This window comes from Spirosoma koreense (assembly GCF_054777875.1).
The window spans coordinates 373,587-390,614 of the sequence record NZ_BAAHAC010000003.1 but is presented as its reverse complement, the minus strand read 5'-3'; the positions used below and the strand labels follow the sequence as shown (position 1 = coordinate 390,614).

The 17,028-nt window shown below is 52.5% G+C and carries 12 protein-coding genes; 5 read left to right on the top strand and 7 right to left on the bottom strand.

Features of this window, described 5'->3' with window-relative positions:
• Window positions 1–201 precede the first annotated feature (201 nt).
• The gene (locus tag ACYVC2_RS05075; protein WP_461101212.1) at window positions 202–1,404 is read right to left on the bottom strand and encodes a helix-turn-helix domain-containing protein; all 1,203 of its coding nucleotides are present in this window, start codon (window positions 1,402–1,404) and stop codon (window positions 202–204) included.
• Between the two features lie 110 nt (window positions 1,405–1,514).
• Between ACYVC2_RS05075 and ACYVC2_RS05070 the strand changes: the two genes are divergently transcribed.
• Window positions 1,515–2,957 (top strand): aldehyde dehydrogenase family protein, encoded by a 1,443-nt coding sequence (locus ACYVC2_RS05070; RefSeq protein WP_461101211.1) that lies wholly within the window; start codon window positions 1,515–1,517, stop codon window positions 2,955–2,957.
• A gap of 72 nt (window positions 2,958–3,029) precedes the next feature.
• On the opposite strand, the gene ACYVC2_RS05065 is transcribed toward ACYVC2_RS05070, so the two are convergent.
• A complete protein-coding gene (locus ACYVC2_RS05065; protein WP_461101210.1) occupies window positions 3,030–3,437 on the bottom strand; it encodes a DUF4332 domain-containing protein in 408 nt (135 codons plus the stop codon).
• Between the two features lie 184 nt (window positions 3,438–3,621).
• Here ACYVC2_RS05065 and ACYVC2_RS05060 point away from each other — a divergent pair, with 184 nt between their 5' ends.
• Entirely contained in the window at window positions 3,622–6,555 is a 2,934-nt protein-coding gene (locus tag ACYVC2_RS05060) for a TolB family protein (RefSeq protein ID WP_461101209.1), read from the top strand.
• Between the two features lie 12 nt (window positions 6,556–6,567).
• Window positions 6,568–6,987, top strand: coding sequence for a hypothetical protein (locus ACYVC2_RS05055; RefSeq protein ID WP_461101208.1), 420 nt, complete (start codon window positions 6,568–6,570; stop codon window positions 6,985–6,987).
• Between the two features lie 29 nt (window positions 6,988–7,016).
• Here ACYVC2_RS05055 and ACYVC2_RS05050 read toward each other — a convergent pair whose 3' ends face one another.
• The 5 genes from ACYVC2_RS05050 to ACYVC2_RS05030 all read right to left on the bottom strand — a co-directional run bounded on the left by ACYVC2_RS05050 (window position 7,017) and on the right by ACYVC2_RS05030 (window position 11,962).
• Window positions 7,017–8,339 (bottom strand): ABC transporter permease, encoded by a 1,323-nt coding sequence (locus tag ACYVC2_RS05050; RefSeq protein WP_461101207.1) that lies wholly within the window; start codon window positions 8,337–8,339, stop codon window positions 7,017–7,019.
• 121 nt (window positions 8,340–8,460) lie between these two features.
• Window positions 8,461–9,375: an ABC transporter ATP-binding protein gene (locus tag ACYVC2_RS05045; protein ID WP_461101206.1), complete on the bottom strand. Its 915-nt coding sequence runs from the start codon at window positions 9,373–9,375 to the stop codon at window positions 8,461–8,463.
• Window positions 9,376–9,544: 169 nt separating this feature from the next.
• Window positions 9,545–9,964 carry an RDD family protein gene (locus tag ACYVC2_RS05040; RefSeq protein ID WP_461101205.1) on the bottom strand — a complete coding sequence of 140 codons (420 nt, stop codon included), beginning with the start codon at window positions 9,962–9,964 and terminating at the stop codon, window positions 9,545–9,547.
• 101 nt (window positions 9,965–10,065) lie between these two features.
• Entirely contained in the window at window positions 10,066–11,310 is a 1,245-nt protein-coding gene (locus ACYVC2_RS05035; RefSeq protein WP_461101204.1) for a dicarboxylate/amino acid:cation symporter, read from the bottom strand.
• 196 nt (window positions 11,311–11,506) lie between these two features.
• Window positions 11,507–11,962, bottom strand: coding sequence for an SRPBCC family protein (locus ACYVC2_RS05030; protein WP_461101203.1), 456 nt, complete (start codon window positions 11,960–11,962; stop codon window positions 11,507–11,509).
• Window positions 11,963–12,118: 156 nt separating this feature from the next.
• On the opposite strand from ACYVC2_RS05030, the gene ACYVC2_RS05025 reads away from it, so the two are divergent.
• Both ACYVC2_RS05025 and ACYVC2_RS05020 read left to right on the top strand, forming a co-directional pair.
• Entirely contained in the window at window positions 12,119–16,129 is a 4,011-nt protein-coding gene (locus tag ACYVC2_RS05025) for a hybrid sensor histidine kinase/response regulator transcription factor (protein WP_461101202.1), read from the top strand.
• 229 nt (window positions 16,130–16,358) lie between these two features.
• Window positions 16,359–16,748, top strand: coding sequence for a LytR/AlgR family response regulator transcription factor (locus ACYVC2_RS05020; RefSeq protein ID WP_461101201.1), 390 nt, complete (start codon window positions 16,359–16,361; stop codon window positions 16,746–16,748).
• Window positions 16,749–17,028 lie beyond the last annotated feature (280 nt).

Genomic DNA, 17,028 nt, shown 5'->3' with positions numbered 1-17,028 from the left:
AAAAAAGGGGGCCGTTTTCAATGCCTTCATCCAAAAAAGAAAGGAGCGAACACGGGTCGATACCGAACACCAACAAATACCCATCTCACAATTATTTCATTGTCAGGATATTAACCTTTTTGTATTCCTACCGGCCCACTACGCGCTTTCCGGTAAGTGCACCAGCCGACGATTAGCTACTGCCAGTTGGTAGGTATAGATTTATATGCGTTCGATCTCGAACCGAAGCTCGTCGACCAATTGCCGTAACCGATCGGTATTGGCAACGGGCGGGGGCAATTGCTGGCTCATAAACGCGCAGATTTCCCAGACTTCCACGACTTCCTTCAGCGGAACTTCGCGGTTAGGAACCTCCGGCCGATCGGCGGTCAGCAACAGTATGCCTTTCACTTTCACCTGATTGTAGACCCGGCGGCACCAGATACCTGACCCGTCGGGTCGTTGCGACTGGAGCAATAATATATACAGTTTGCCATCGGCAATGTCGAACCAGTTACGCACAAATTTCCCGACGAGTAAGGCCCCAGGAAATGAAAAATCATCCCCGGCTTCGAAGGCCCGGTAATGCCCTTCGGACAAGGTCGGCAGTTGCATCGCCGGTAGCCGGTTCAGGAAATCGGGCTGCTGATGCCGCTGGCTATATTCGGTAAACTGATGCTGCATCACTACCGGGATCGCTGGAGCTGTCGATTGTGCCACCGGGTTGACCCGAACCGACGGGGTCGGTTCTTCGTACACGTTGTTGAAGGTGAGCGATTCGGGCTGACGCTTAGGTGGTGTCGGGGTTACCGGACGGGCATCCGACGCTCCACCAAACAGTCGGTCGACCGACGACCGTTCGATCGATCCGGCGTCGGGTGGAAACGAACTTGGTTGCGGGCGCTCCTGCCCCGGCCGGACTGGCGAGGTAATGACGGGCGGCAGGGGCGTTTCGGCACTACGGCGCACTTCCTCCTGGGTTCTGTAGTATTTATTCAGCACCGACGAAAGGGGCTGAGGTTCAGGCACAGGATCGGCGGGTTGAGCAAATATGTCCGGGAAATCAGGGTGTTGAAAAGGGTCGTCATCTGTGGTCAGCTTGCCATCCGATCGAATCGACGGCCCGCTGTCGATATGCCGTTCGGTTCGGCTACCGTACGCATCCGACACCTTGTTCGACTGCCCAAGCGGAATACTCAGACTGGGTGTTTCGCGTAATTTGCGCAAATCCTGACGAGTAAGCAGTTCGACCGTCGTGTTGAACGCTTTGGCAATAGCCTGAATATTTTGCTGGTTCGGGTTGGCGCGCCCCTCTTCGTAGGCCCCTAACAACGAACGCTTTATGTTTATCTTACGGGAAAACTGCTCCTGTGTCAGACCGTTCAGCTTACGCAGGTAGCGGATGTTATCACTGACGAGTGTCATCCGGTAGTGGGTTTGTAAAGTTTCAGCTAAGATAGACGATTCACGGTTTAAATGCCAACACCCATGGATTCACGCATTTTTTGTACTTTTACCTGAATAAACTAGCTTCTATGAGTACCTCCGTTCGTTCTCACTTCGCAGATGCAGCCGTTTCACAGGATATGCAGGCAATTTTTGATAGTCAGCGTCAGTACGCTCCCCAGATGGCGCTGACAACTGCCCAGCAGCGTGTAGACCAGATCAGGCGATTGCAAAACTGGATTTCGGCGAACGAGACGGCTATTCAACAGGCGCTCTACGACGATTTTCGGAAACCAGCCGCCGAAGTAATGGTGGGGGAACTAATGCCGCTTCTGGCCGAAATCAGGCATACGGTCCGTTACCTCAGCCAATGGATGAAACCCCAGCGGTTGCCTACCGCGCTGGCTCTGACAGGAACGAAAAGCTACATACGCCACGAACCCAAGGGGAATGTGCTGATCATGGCTCCCTGGAATTACCCGTTCGTCCTGCTCGTACGTCCGCTGGTATCGGCTCTGGCTGCGGGCAACGTCGTGATCCTGAAACCATCGGAGCTGACTCCGCATACCGCTCACCTGGTGAGCCGGATGATTGCCGAGCTGTTCCCCACCAACGAAGTCGCAGTGGTGGAGGGCGATGCCAGCACTGCCCGGGCGCTGCTGGAACTACCCTTCAACCATATTTTTTTTACGGGCAGCCCGGCCGTCGGGCGGCAGGTGATGATGGCAGCCGCGAAGCATCTGGCCTCCGTTACGCTGGAATTAGGGGGAAAATCGCCCGCTATCGTGGATGCGTCGGCCAACGTGACGCAGGCAGCCGAGCAACTGGCCTGGGGGAAATATCTCAACAACGGACAAACCTGCATTGCCCCCGATTACCTGCTGGTTCATGAGTCGATCAAACAACCGTTCCTACAGGCATTTCGCGCTGCGCTATCAAGCATGTACGGTCCCGACAGCCGATCCATCGCAGACTCTACTAGTTATGCCCGCATCGTGAATAACCAGCATTTCGAACGGGTTAGGGGATTGGTATCCGATGCCGTTGCCAAAGGCGCAACGGTAGCCATTGGCGGGCAGATGGACGCCGGGCAGAATTTTGTGGAGCCGACGGTGCTGGACAACGTGACCGACGAGATGCGGGTGATGCAGGAAGAAATTTTCGGTCCGATCTTACCGATTCTGACATACACGCTCCTGGACGATGCGCTTTCCGTTGTAAATCAGCGCGAAAAACCACTGGCTCTGTACATTCATAGCCGCAATGCACAGCACACTCAATACATTCTCGACCGGACATCGGCGGGTGGTACCGTCATCAACGAAACGATGGTTCACTTTGGCAATGTCGAATTGCCCTTCGGTGGAGTCAATAACAGCGGGTTGGGCAAATCGAACGGGCACTTCGGGTTCCAGGAATTCTCTAACCCGCGCGGGGTGATGCAGCGCGACTTTGGTACGATGAAATTCATTTACCCGCCTTATACGGACCGGGTCCAGAAACTGATCAAATTCATTCTGAAGTACGTCTGATGGCGGATCGGCCGTCCTGGCCGGGTGTGCCTGAAACAGGTTTTTCACCCAACCAGAACGGGCGGTACTCCATCAGTACTCAAGTCCGGCGGGTAGGTTTTTAGCCTGCTCGATAAAATCAGTCAGTTGCTCGACCGTAGGCGGGCGCTGGGTGAGTTGCTTTTCAACGTTGATTTCCAGGATTTTGGCATGCAAATTTTCGGGCGATCGCCGGGCCAGTTCTTTGACCGTATCGACGCCTGCTTCTTCCAGCAGATCACTGTAGACGCCACCGATTCCAGCAATACGAGCCAGATCGGCGCGATTCGCCAAATCCAGAATGACGTGTACGTCGGCGTCTACCAGGGCGGCCAGTTTCTTGCGGTCGGCGGGGTTTCGGGCTGCTTCCAGAAGCGCATCACTTTGGGTTATCCCCTGGTTTTTCAGGGCATTGACCAGGACTTCGGTACTTCCTTTTAGTTCACTTACGGCTAGGCTCATTGAATGAATTGGGTTAGAAAATGAAACAACTGTAGCTAAGACCGCATTCTGTAGCAAAGTAACTTTTCAGGCCCGACAAGATTTTACCCGGACGTGTGAGCACATACAGACTGACACGTAAGTAGTTTCCATCACTCAACGGAGCGACCATTTTTTGCGTAAAACTTCGTATCATTGATACCGCATGTTACGAAGACATTTACTCACCGCCTTGTCGCTGTTTATGGTTGGCGCAGCGATGGCCCAATCACTGCCCATCCTGAGCCAAAACCCGGCGAGCCTTCGCTGGTACCGACTGACCACTCCGCATTTTCGGGTGCTTTACCCGCAGGGATTCGACTCAACCGCGCAACGCACCGCCAACCGACTCGAAAGCCTATACGAGCCGGCCAGTGCCTCGCTCGAAAAACAGCCCCGGCAGATTTCAGTTCTGCTACAGAACCAAACCACCAACAGCAATGGGTTTGTCACACTGTATCCACGCCATTCGGAGTTTTTCGCGGTCATGCCCCAGGATCCGGGTTTGCTGGGAACGTTTAACTGGCTCGATCTGCTGGCAGTACACGAATACCGGCACGTTGTGCAGAACGACAAAGCCTTGCAGGGGTACGGACGGGTGTTACATACGCTGCTGGGAAACGTTGGCCTGGGGTTTCCGCTACTGACTGTACCCGACTGGTTTGCCGAGGGCGACGCAGTCAGTAACGAAACCCTGCTGAGTGCCAGTGGCCGTGGTCGTATTCCGAATTTCGATCTGGGCATGCGAGCCAATCTTTTATCGGGACGACAGTTCGATTATGCCAAAGCGGTTTGTGGGTCCTATCGCGACAACGTTCCGGATCATTACGTGCTGGGGTATTTTTTGACCACTTACCTGAAGCGTACTTACGGCCCCGACGTCTGGAGCCGGGTTCTCGACCGCAACTACCGCCGGTTTCCGTGGCCGTTTGCTTTTTCTGCCAGCATCAAAGACACGACTCAGTTACGGACGGACGATCTGTACCACCGGGCGATGGCTGATATCACCGAGATGTGGCAGAAACAGCAACAGAGCCTGACGCTCACTCCGGTAACCTACTTTCCGGTTCGGGCCGAAAAGCAGCACACCCAACGGCCTGTCTTCACCAATTACCAGCACCCGCAGTTTCTGACCGATTCTACGGTATTGTGCGTAAAAAGTGGCCTGGGCGACACGCCCCGGCTGGTGATCCTGAAAAAAGGCAGTCCCGAAAAAACCATTTTCGTACAGGGTTTCCCGAATGACCCGGATCTGCTGTCGGCAACGGCCACGAAAGCCTGCTGGATCGAGTACGGCTACGATCCGCGCTGGGGTTCCCGTATTTATTCCAACATCCGGTTGCTCGACCTTAAGACCGGGAAGCTAACCCGCCTGACACACCGCGCCCGCTACACGGTAGCCTCTCTATCTCCTGACAATACGAAGCTGGCGGTTGTCGAAAACACGGATCGCTATAAAATCCGGCTTTTGATCCTCGACGCCCGAACCGGAAACCAGCTAACCGAAATTAGCAACCCCGACAATTCGTTTTTTCAGCACCCACGCTGGTACGAGGACAGTAAAACCCTGTTTGTCGTCGCCCTGAAAGACGAGCAGAAAACGATCCAGCAGATCAATACCGAAACGGGCATTCGGACAGACTTACTGCCGCGGGTGAATGAAAACATCAGCCATCCGCAACCCTGGGGAAAGTATGTTCTTTACAACTCGCCCCGGTCGGGAATCGACAATGTGTATGCCGTCGACATCCAGTCGAGGCAGGTGTTGCAGGTTACCTCACGCCCATTGGCCGCTTATCATGCAGCGGTTTCGCCGTCGGGCTCCCGGCTTGCGGTTGAGGAGTTTACGGCCGGTGGATACCGCGTTGCCGACATGCCGCTCGATCCATCCGGTTGGAAACCCGTAACAGAACCCGTTCGGGAGCAGCCTCTGCGCTACTTTGGCCCGCTGGCCCGGCTGGAACCGGGGGCGGCCCGGGGCCGGCAGATTCTGCTGACCGATTCCCTGACCATTACTCCTTACAGGCCTGCCCGGTTCCGCCGTTTAGCCCATGCCATCAATGTATACAGTTGGGGACCAACCATCAGCAGCACGGGTCAGGCGCTGTCCGTCGGGTTGAATTCGCAGGATTTGCTGAACACGACGCAGGTCAGCGTCGGCTACATGTATAACCAGTCGGAACAGGTCGGGAATGCCTATGCGCTGCTAAGCTACCAGGGGCTTTTTCCGGTTTTCGACCTTAGCTTTCAGTACGGCAATCGAAAAACTTCCCTGTATATCGACAGAGCCACTCCGTTCGACAGCCTGCGTACCGACCGTTGGCAGTATAGCCAGCTGACGGCAGGAGTTCGTTTGCCGTTTCAGCTGACAAACTCCAAATATGCCCAGGCCATCAATCTCTCGGGCTATTATAGTTACCAGCACGTCACTGGGTATGATCTGCCTTTTCGGTACATAACGGATGTGGGCGGTCGTGGTTCGTTGAATGTGATGACGTATGGATTCAGCTATTCCCGATTGTTACGGCAAAGCAAGCGCGACGTAGCGCCCCGCTGGGGGCAAACCCTTTCAGCCAACTTTCGAAATACTCCTTTTGGTGGACAATTGACCGCTGAGCAGTGGGGCATACAGGCTAATCTGTTTTTCCCCGGTCTGGCGAAGCATCACTCATTACGGCTCCGTGCCGGATATCAGGAGCAGGCGCAGGGAAATTATCAGTTTAGTGCGCTCATCTTTTATCCGCGCGGCCAGAACTACGTCAGCGAGGATCAATTACAGACGGGCAGTGTCGAATATCGGCTTCCGATAGCCGACCTACACTGGTCACTGGGTCGTTTACTGTATGTCCAGCGGATCAAAGCAGCCGGGTTTTATGATCAGGCCGATGGCAAAAGCCTTGCCGAAGTCCGCGATGGTGCCAACCGGTTACTGGGCTACCAAACTCAGCACCGTTCGTTTCAGACCACAGGACTCGATGTATCGTTTGTATTCAACACCCTGCGCCTGCGCACCTCCTTCGAAGCGGGTTTTCGGGGCATTTACAACCTCACGACCCGCCAGTGGCTGCTTCAGCCGCTGGTCATCGACATAGGTTTTTAATCGGGCCAGGGTATGAAGTTAATCGTCGGCCTGCTGGTATTGGTTTTTATCGCACAGAGCGAATGCAGAGCTCAATCTGCTTATTCGAAACCTGATACCATTCAGGCCATTCATCGCTTATTCGGGGCCAAACGGACTGCTTCCAGAACTTATCTGGGCATCGGTTTATCGGCCTCCCTGGTCGGCGCGGGCACGGCCTTTCTGGCGACAACGCTGGTTTCTACCATTCGGTCAGGGGCCGAAAAAAATACGGTTGTCCCGACCCTTATCGCTGGTGCTGGTATAGGCCTGGTGCCGGCTGGTATTGGCCTGGTCCGGCGCATCCGCTACAGTCGAAAGCGGGAGCGGGAAATCTTGAGGCAATATGAAGCGGGCGAACCGTTGCCCCGCTGGATTCTCCGGCGCTTAACGCCCCGCTTCGTTCACTCCTAGTTGTTTCCCTTCACCCTTGCCCCTAACCCCTACCCTTTATAGAACACCCATTTCGACAACTCCCGGAAGGACACTTTCTTGCCGTACATCAGAATTCCGACGCGGTAAATCCGGGCAGCAATCCAGGTCGTTCCAACAAAGCCTATTACCAGGAGCAGCATCGAGAGCGCCAGTTGCCAGCCTGGCACGCCAAAGGGTACCCGAACCATCATGACCACCGGTGAGGTAAATGGAATCATGGACGTCCAGAAGGCCAGTGGTCCATCGGGGTCCCGAACGGCAATCTGCGCAAAGGCGATGGCCGCAATGATGGGCATCATGATCGGAAACATAAACTGCTGGGTCTCGGTCTCGCTGTCGACGGCCGCGCCAACAGCCCCGAACAACGCGCTATAGAGTAGATATCCCCCCAGAAAATAGAATAGAAAACAGGCGACGATCAGCGAAATTGGCAGCGTTTCGATGGCGCTCATCACGTCGGCAACGGGGTTTTTCGCCGTCGCCATCTTCGACTGCACCTCTACCCCACCCGGCATTCCGTTCATGCGTGATGTCATAGCTGATTTAGCCGCTTCTTTCTGCCCCAGCACACTCGATCCAATGGTAATCAGACCTACCGTCAGAACAATCCAGAGCATAAATTGGGTCAGTCCAACCAGGGCCACCCCGATGATTTTTCCGAGCATCAGCTGAAATGGTTTTACCGACGAGATAATGACCTCTACGATCCGGTTGGTTTTTTCTTCCATTACGCCCCGCATGACCTGAGTGCCGTAGATGAGCACAGAAATGTAGATGAGCAGTGCACAGAATCCGCTGATGATGGTCGTAGCAATACCGTTGCTACTTTTTTCGCCGGTTTCGCTCATGCTGATGGTCTGAGCGTCGACGTTTACTTTAGCATCCTCAATAATTCGTTGGGTAATGCCCGCCTGTTCGAGTTTGATGGTCTCGATTTCTTTCGAGATGGCCCGCTCAATGTTGCTTTGCAGGGCCAGGCTGACGCTTTTCTCAGCGAAAATCTGCACGGTCTTGGGGTATTCGATAACGTCTTTTGGAATAAAGACCAGCGCATTGTAGCCCTGCTTGACAAAGGTTTTTTTTGCTTCCGCCAGCGATTCTTTCGGGAACGAATACAGGGTTTCATCGTCGTTTTTGAACTTACCAGCAAAGCGCCCGCTCTCGTCGACAACGACAATTTTCTTCTGGTTGATCGAGCTGACAGCCGCCCAGCCGATAATGGCGTAGAAACCAAAAATCAGCACCGGTCCGAGAATCGTCATGATAATGAACGACTTCTTCCGAACCCGGACCAGGTATTCCCGCCTGATGATGAGTAAAATGGTATTCATAGAATAGAGCCGACCGTCCTGGCCGGCGGGAAAAAGTGGGACGAGACTGGACAGGAACCCGCCAAAGAACAAGCAGACAAACTGCGTATGAGACAAATACAACCGACTCCACCGGTCGGCACTACGTTGTTGGCACTTCGCCCACCGTCTGAATAAAAATATCGTTCATGCTCGGAATATTCTCCCCGAATGACCGAACGTCGACCTGGTCGAGCAGGTGGCGAATGAGATCATTAACTGCCGCATCGGGTGGAATCCGGATATCGGTACGCAGAAAACCATCGTCCGTCGAGCGCGTGTACAGCACCTCAAAAGCGGGCAGCAGGTTCTCAAGCGTACCCTGGTACTCGACGTGGTACGTATGGGTTTTGAACTGCTCTTTGATGGCTCGCTTGGGCCCATCGAGCACTTTATGCGAGCGGTTGATGAGCGCGATATAATCGCAGAGTTCTTCCACCGATTCCATGCGGTGGGTCGAGAAAATAATGGTCTTCCCTTTATCGCGCAGTTCCAGAATTTCGTCTTTGATCAGGTTGGCATTGATGGGGTCGAAGCCGGAGAAAGGCTCATCCAGAATGATCAGGTCGGGTTCGTGCATGACCGTAGCGACGAACTGCACTTTCTGCTGCATTCCCTTAGACAGATCCTGAATCTGCTTGTTCCACCAGGTTTTAATATCGAACTTGACGAACCAGATTTTCAGCTTTTCCATCGCCTGCTTTTCGGTCAGGCCTTTGAGCTGAGCCAGATACAGCAACTGCTCGCCCACTTTCATTTTCTTGTAAAGGCCCCGTTCTTCGGGCAGGTATCCGATCCGTTTGATGTGATTCGGATTCAGGTGTTCGCCCCCCAGCAGCACTTCGCCCGAATCGGGTGCGGTAATCTGGTTGATAATCCGGATAAGCGAGGTTTTCCCGGCTCCGTTGGGGCCTAACAGACCGAAAATACAGCCCTGCGGTACAGCCAGGCTTACGTCGTCGAGGGCCCGGTGTTCGGCGTACTGTTTGACAATGTGGTGGGTTTCAAGAATATTCATGTAGTTCAGGTTCAGCCATCGACTGGATAATCGGGCGTTAAGCTACGCAGGTTGGCGGCATACCGGCAACAAGTTAGGGATGAACCGCTAATCGGCCATACAAACGGTTATAAAAAGGCCACAACCCGTCTGGATCGTGGCCTTTTTATACGTGCTGTAAGGTCTTGTTTCAGGCTTTTACGACAATCGTGTTAGCCCATTTATCACCGAAGCGCTTACCATCCGAACTGAATACCATCAACGCATCGACCAGGTTCAGCAATGGGATCAACAGCGGAATCTGGCGCGTAATGGCGGTTCCATAATCACCCAGCAGACTGGCTCCCGTAGACTCTTTGATTACCCGAATTCCCATTAGTTTTTTCCCGACACTTTGCCCACCCAGAAAATCACCCACGGCTGGCAGAGCATCTTTCGTAAGTAAATAGCCGATGGCAATAACGTAGCCAATGGTCGACAGACGATACGAAACCATCCAAAGTAGCCAGAAGGCTAAATTACCGACTATACCATCGATAAAAGCGGCAACAAATCGCTGTAAAGGGGTTGCTTTAACATACGTACTTACGGGCATATAGGTGGGTTCCAAAATCGTAAAGGTTTAGGATGAAACAAACAATAAATACATCCCGAACCTACGAAATCGAAACAGAACAACAACAAATTCCCGGCGAAACAGCCAACGGTTTATTAAACGGTAACCTCGTCCGGTTCAACCGGTTGCGTCCGGAACTCACCCTCCCATTTCGATATGACACAGGTGGCAACGGCGTTCCCGGCCACGCTCGTTGCCGAACGGCCCATGTCGAGTACCTGATCGATACCCAGAAGAAGCGCCAGCCCTTCGATGGGCAGGTTGAACAGCGACATGGTACCGGCAATGACTACCAGCGATGCCCGCGGTACGCCCGCAATACCCTTGGATGTGATCATCAGCGTGAGCATCATGGTAATCTGCTGCTCGACCGAAAGCGGAACGTGATACGCCTGCGCAATGAAGGCCGTTGCGAAGGTCATGTATAGCATCGACCCGTCGAGGTTGAACGAATACCCCAGTGGCAGCACAAAGGAAATGATTCGTTCTGAACAACCGAACCGGCGCAATGCCTCGATGGTCTGCGGAAATGATGCTTCTGAACTGGCAGTGCTGAACGACAGAATCACGGCCGAGCGAATTTCCTTCAGCAGAGCGATATACGGCACTCCAACTACCACACAAATAGCCGCCAGAACCACGAAAATAAAGAACAGAAGCCCGCCAAAGAAGCACAAAATCAGGTAGAGATAGCCCGACAGAATCCCCAGACCCTGCTGCGCAACAACGGCCGCAATAGCCCCCAGCACCCCGAACGGCGCAAAGGCCATTACATAACTGGTGATCTTGAACATGATGTGTGAGAGAGCGTCGAGGGCTTTGATCATGATTTTCCCCTGTGCGCCTACCGACCCGACAGCCACGCCGAAAAAGATGCTGAAGACGACGATCTGAAGAATTTCGTTGGTGGCCAGCGCTTCGATAAAACTCGTCGGAACGATGTGAGTAATAAACGTTTCGAAAGTCAGTTTCTTCGCTTCCACGCCTACATCGGTGCCTTTGGTGGGCAGCGGCAAACTCATGATTTCACCCGGCTTAAGGATGTTTACCACCAGCAAACCGACTACCAGCGACAGAATCGTGGCAAAATAAAAGTAGGCCAGCGTTTTCAGCCCGATTCGCCCTACCGTACCAAAATCACCAAGCTTTGCAATACCGACGACCAGAGTGGAAAATACGAGCGGCCCGATAATCATTTTGATGAGCCGCAGGAAAATTTTGGACAGAATGTTCAGATCGGTCCCCGAGAAGCCGGAAGTAGTTGCCGGGAAAAAATAACCAATTGCGATGCCAAGCACCATGCCCAGAAAAATACGTGTCGTCAGATTGGGAAGTTTCATGCAGTAGGAGTAATACGGTATTGAACAAATATAATAAGATTCCGGGCAGTTGAGAAAGCGTCATTCGGCGTGCTCAGGCCACGTGGCTGAGCAGTATTAACTAATATACTAAAATTGACTCTTTACATTTACTATTATTCTGTATAAATGTAACATTAGTTACTAAAACTAGGTATATTCATGGTAACCAGCCCAGCTACGGATGGCCAAAAATTCGTCGGTAAATGGGTCGTCGATAAACAAACTGAGCCCACAATATCGGGTAGAGTAGAAAGGCGGGTAGCCAAAACGGCGTTTGGAAATTTATCTCATCGACAATAAGCGTTTGCCCTGGCCCGGCATCAGTGGGTGTCCGCAGCAGGCGGTGACAATGGTGCCAGGCCGTCAGAAAGAACGGCAACCGGGTACCCTGGTCAATAAAATAAATTTCGTCGGGGGTACTTCGCTGGTCGATGATTTGACTGACCCAATCCTGCCGAAACAAAAAAAAATTAAGTCGGATGTGCACCACGTCACCCGGCAGGCAACCATCGAAACGAAGAACCCTGACCGGCGGAAACGGTGGGTTGAGGTGTTCGAATAAAGATCGGTTAAAACCAGTCCAGACCGTTGGCAGGGCTTGTTGAACACGGGTTTCCAGGCGCAGACGCATGATTGTTGGCAGAAGATGAAGCAAATCAAAAAGCGAAATTTTCACTTTTTTCAAAAAAATACTACCGTAAAATTGATAAATTCAGGAAAGTGGGCGAATTTAACTTCCCTTTTGTGGCTATTTATGAGCTGGATCAGGATTTGGTCCGCCTGGCTTATGCATCGAATTACCGGTTGGTTTTCTTGCTTGTACCTTGTGGGGTTACTCGGCTGGGTAATTCCGGCGGCTGCGAGTACGCCCGAACCTGAATACCTTTCCGTACGGAATGGGCTTCCTCAGGGGTTCGTCAATTCGATGCTTCAGGATCGGCGGGGTTTTATCTGGCTTTCCACGCGCGATGGCCTTTGTCGCTACGACGGGATTCGGTTTCGTATTTATACGCACGATCCACAACAGAAAACATCGCTCTCCTTCAGCAGCATCAACGAGATTCGGGAAGACAACCGGGGGCTGATCTGGGTTCGTACGGAAAATAACACGATTGATTGTTTCGATCCTGTTACGGAACAGGCAAAAAAAGTTTCTAACACCCGCTTCTTCCGTCAGGCGCTCGGCCGCGACCAGATTACGGGTATTTACCCGGATCGATCGGGGAATGTATGGGTTGCCACGCAGATCAATGGCTTTTTCCGACTGAATGCCAACGGAACGGTGTCGCACCGTTTTTGGGAGATGCATGGCGATACAGTTCAGCGGGTTTTCCATGCCTTGCTGCTCGACCGACAAAACCGGCTCTGGATGGCGGCCCGTGACGGGCTGTTCAGCTATGATCTGGCTTCCGGTAAATTTACTGGCTTCCGCCTGGCGCAGGGTTTGCCACAGAATGACGTTTTCAGCCTGCATGAGCGGGCAAATGGTGAGCTGATGCTGGGTTTTCCGGGGCGGTTTGCCATCTTCGATCCGGCCGAAGAACGCATTCGGAAGGTAGTTCCCCTGCCGGATAACGCTGCGGCCATTCCGCTATTTGCCCGCGATGCCCACGGCATCGACTATGTCAATCAAAGTCGATATACCGATCAGGGTGGATTAGTGTCTACCCTGCCAGCGAATAGTTCTGTTTACGCCAAACTCACAAAATTCGCTCCGCTGTCGCTGCTGATCGACCGAACCAATGTTCTCTGGATGGGTCTGAATGGCGACGGTGTCATAAAATATGACTTGAATAAGCAGATCTTTCAGACCTGGCCTTATGCCAGATCTTTCGAAAATGACTGGCTGACGCAGCAATACAACATTCCGCTCGAAGCTATACCACCCGCTATTCGCAATCAGCCGGACCTTAAAGTACACAATCAATTCGATCGCACTAATTCCCTTTGGATCAGCACCTTAACTACACCTCCCTATCGGTACGACGCTGGCCTGCACACTTTTCTGGAGATTCCGCCGAGAGGGATAGAAGCGCGTTGGTTGCCGCCGGGAGAAGGGTTTCGTCTGACCACGCTTACCGTAGGTAATCAGGGAGACATTTGGGGGCTGCTGGCTCCGCATAATCGGGCAGTGGTCCGTTACAATCCGGGCTTGCGCACCTTTATAGCCTTTCCGTTACCGCTGCCGGTCAATAATCCCTACGTCATTCAGGCCATGATTGTCGACGGCGGGCGGGTATATCTGGCGACCAAAAATCACGGCTTGTTACGGGCCGATCTGTCGACCCAACGCCTGATCCACTGGCAGGGCGGTGGCAGTGGTTCGCAATCATTACCCGACGAAGCCCTGTTATGCCTGGCTCAGGACCCCATTCGATATAATCACCTCTGGATTGGCACGTTCGGGCGGGGCCTGTGCCGACTCGACAAGCTAACGGGTGAGATTCAGCAGTTTACCATGAAGCAGGGGCTATCGAACAACGTCATCTACGCTATCCGTCCTGATCGGCAGGGCCACCTTTGGCTCAGCACAAACCGGGGGCTCTGCCAGTTCGATACCCGTTCGTACGAAGTCAGAAATTACACGGCCGAGGATGGGTTGCCCAGCGATGAGTTTATTTTACATCATGACGTGGCCCTGCCAGATGGTCGATTGATCTTCGGAGGCATCAATGGCTATACGATTTTCGATCCACGGCTTATTCAGGAAGACAAGTTTCAACCGAAAGCCGCTCTGACCGGGCTCCGGATCAACAACCAGTTGGTGACGGTTACGACACCCGATTCGCCGATTCGCCGAGATATCAACGAGACGCAGGAAATCATCCTGACGCACCAGCAGAACTTCATATCCATCGATTTTGCTGCCCTTGAATTCAATCAGAGTCGTAAGAATCAATACCGGTATAAACTCCTGGGGCTGGATATGGACTGGATTTACAGCGGAAATCAGGCCACCGCTACCTATACGAACCTGCCCCCTCAAACCTATACGTTTATCGTCAATGCGTCGAATACGTCGGGACGGTGGAGTCCGTACGTTCATCAGTTAAAAATTACCATTACGCCCCCCTGGTGGGCAACCTGGTGGGCGTATTTTGCGTATGCTCTGCTCTTGCTGGGCGTGCTGGTGGTATACCTTCGGGTACGGATTCGGCGGCTGCACCAAAAGAATCAGCTGGCGCTTCAGGAACAGGAAACGCTTCAGCTAAAGCATCTCGACGGAGTAAAAACACGTTTTTTCTCCAACATAACCCACGAGTTACGCACCCCATTAACACTGATTATCAGCCCATTAGAACAAATATTAACAGAAGCCAAAGATTCCCCTTTTCATGGCCGGCTGGCTATTGTATACCGTAATGCCAACCGGCTCTTACGGCTGATCAACGAACTGCTCGACCTGGCAAAGCTGGAAGCGGGCAGCCTGCCGATTACCACTTCTCCAGCCGATCTCTCCGAGTTTATCCAGCGGACGGTCATGGTCTTTTCCGAGGAAATGCAGCGCAAGCAGATTCAGGTGCAGATAAGCAATCGCCTGAACTCATCGAGTTATTGGTTCGACGCCGACAAGATTGAAAAAATACTGACCAATCTGCTGTCGAATGCACTGAAGTTCACCGATGAGAAAGGGTCTATTACGGTATCGACCGACGCTGAACCGATTATTTCAACCGCTCTGACGGCAAACCCGATCGACCTTTTCCGACTGACCGTACACAACACGGGCACGGGTATTCCCGACCACAATCTGCCGCACGTGTTCGATCGGTTTTACCAGGCTACCGCCCCGGCCGACAGTTCGGCCAGTGGTTCGGGAATTGGCCTTGCGCTGGTCAAAGAACTGGTTGAGATCATGCAGGGAACGATTACGGCTGAAAGCACCCGCGCCAAAGGAACCACGTTTACCGTAACATTGCCGCTCCAGCAGGCGCATGCCGACGTTTCTTCGGGTACTTCTACAGGCGACTCGTTGTCGGCTTCACCCGACGGGCAACTAGCTGGCGGACCGACGTCAGACAATGAAAATGCCCCACGGATTCTGCTGGTAGAGGATGACAACGATATTGCCGAGTTTGTGGTCAGTATCCTGCAGACAGAATGGCGCATCCAGCGGGTGAATAATGGCCAGGTTGGCGTAAGCGCAGCTATCTCGATTGTTCCTGACCTGATTATCAGCGATGTACTCATGCCTGAACTGGATGGTTATGAACTCTGTCGCCAGCTAAAAACAAATCCTATTACCAACCACATCCCGATCATCCTATTGACAGCAAAGGTGAACACGGAAAGCCGGCTGGAAGGGCTGTCGGTCGGGGCTGATGATTATATAGCCAAACCATTCCAGGTAGAGGAGTTGCGGGGTCGTGTTCGCAACCGGATCGAATACCAGCAACGCATCCGGCAGTTCTACCGAACGCAGTTTCTGCGGGAAGGCCATCTTCCATTAGCCAGTCAGGCTCCGGAGGATGAATTTATGAACCGGGTTTATTCGGTTCTTGAAGCGCGTCTCGATGACCAGACGTTCGGCGTTGAACCGCTGGCGCTGGCTATTGGTATGAGCCGCATGCACCTGAACCGAAAACTAAAAGCGATGACGGGGTTGACGCCCAACGAACTGATCCGGATCATTCGGTTGAAGCGGGCCGCCGAACTCCTGCTGACGGGTGCCTCCGTATCTGAAGTGGCCGACCGGGTTGGCTTCGATACACCCGCCTATTTCTCGAAGGTATTCAAAGAGCAATACCATCTGACTCCTTCCGAATACATTGAGAAAAACCGCCACGTAGTCGTCTAAATTGCTTTCTCAGGCTACTTTTATAATATTGTCTCCTGGTAGTTTATACTATAACAATACCCATAATTAGGCCTATATATATTGGTTAAAGTGACATATATACCCTTAGCTCTGTAATAAATACGTCATGTTACAAATTTTATAGTGCTTGTTACGAATGAACAAGTCCAGAGCAAACCTGCTGGTTAGTATTGTATCATCATTACTGAACCAACTACAAAAATTGCTCATGACTTACTTCTCTCTCCCAGTCCGCACCGCGCCAACTGAATGGCCACCACTTAAGCTTTATCTACGCGAATCAGGCCGCCAGGTTTTTTCGGTCGATGATCTGGTCTATTTACAGGCTCTGGCCAATTACAGCTGGCTAAACTGGGTGGATGGTCGGCGCATGCTCATGCCCCGCACGTTAAAATATTACTCGCCTAAACTGCCAACCGAATTATTTATTCGGTTACACCGCAACTGCGTCGTTAACCGCAAATTTGTCGAACGGCTCGAACGCACGGAAACCGGCGGTCTGGTTCATTTGTCGACCGGCGAAACCCTGCCCGTCTCCCGTCGGCGGTGGAGCCTGGTTCGCCGGCAATTATCAAATCACAAAGTGCATTTGAATTAGTCCTGATAGCCAACGCTTTCCAACTTACAATTTCAGCATAAAAAAAGCCACGAGCCTAAGCGCCTGTGGCTTTTTTTATGCTAATGCCCTATTTCTTTAACTATGATTTAAGTTGCAAAACTCGGTAATGCGTCCGTACTTGCTACGCTGTTTCCTACAGGCTTTTTATAGGTGGCGAATAATTTAGTACCTACATAAGGGCTGGTAAACAAGCTACTTAATGGGATCGCAGCCGGAAAGCACGGAATAGTTCTGGTAAAAGGGTAAGTAGAGGAAAGTA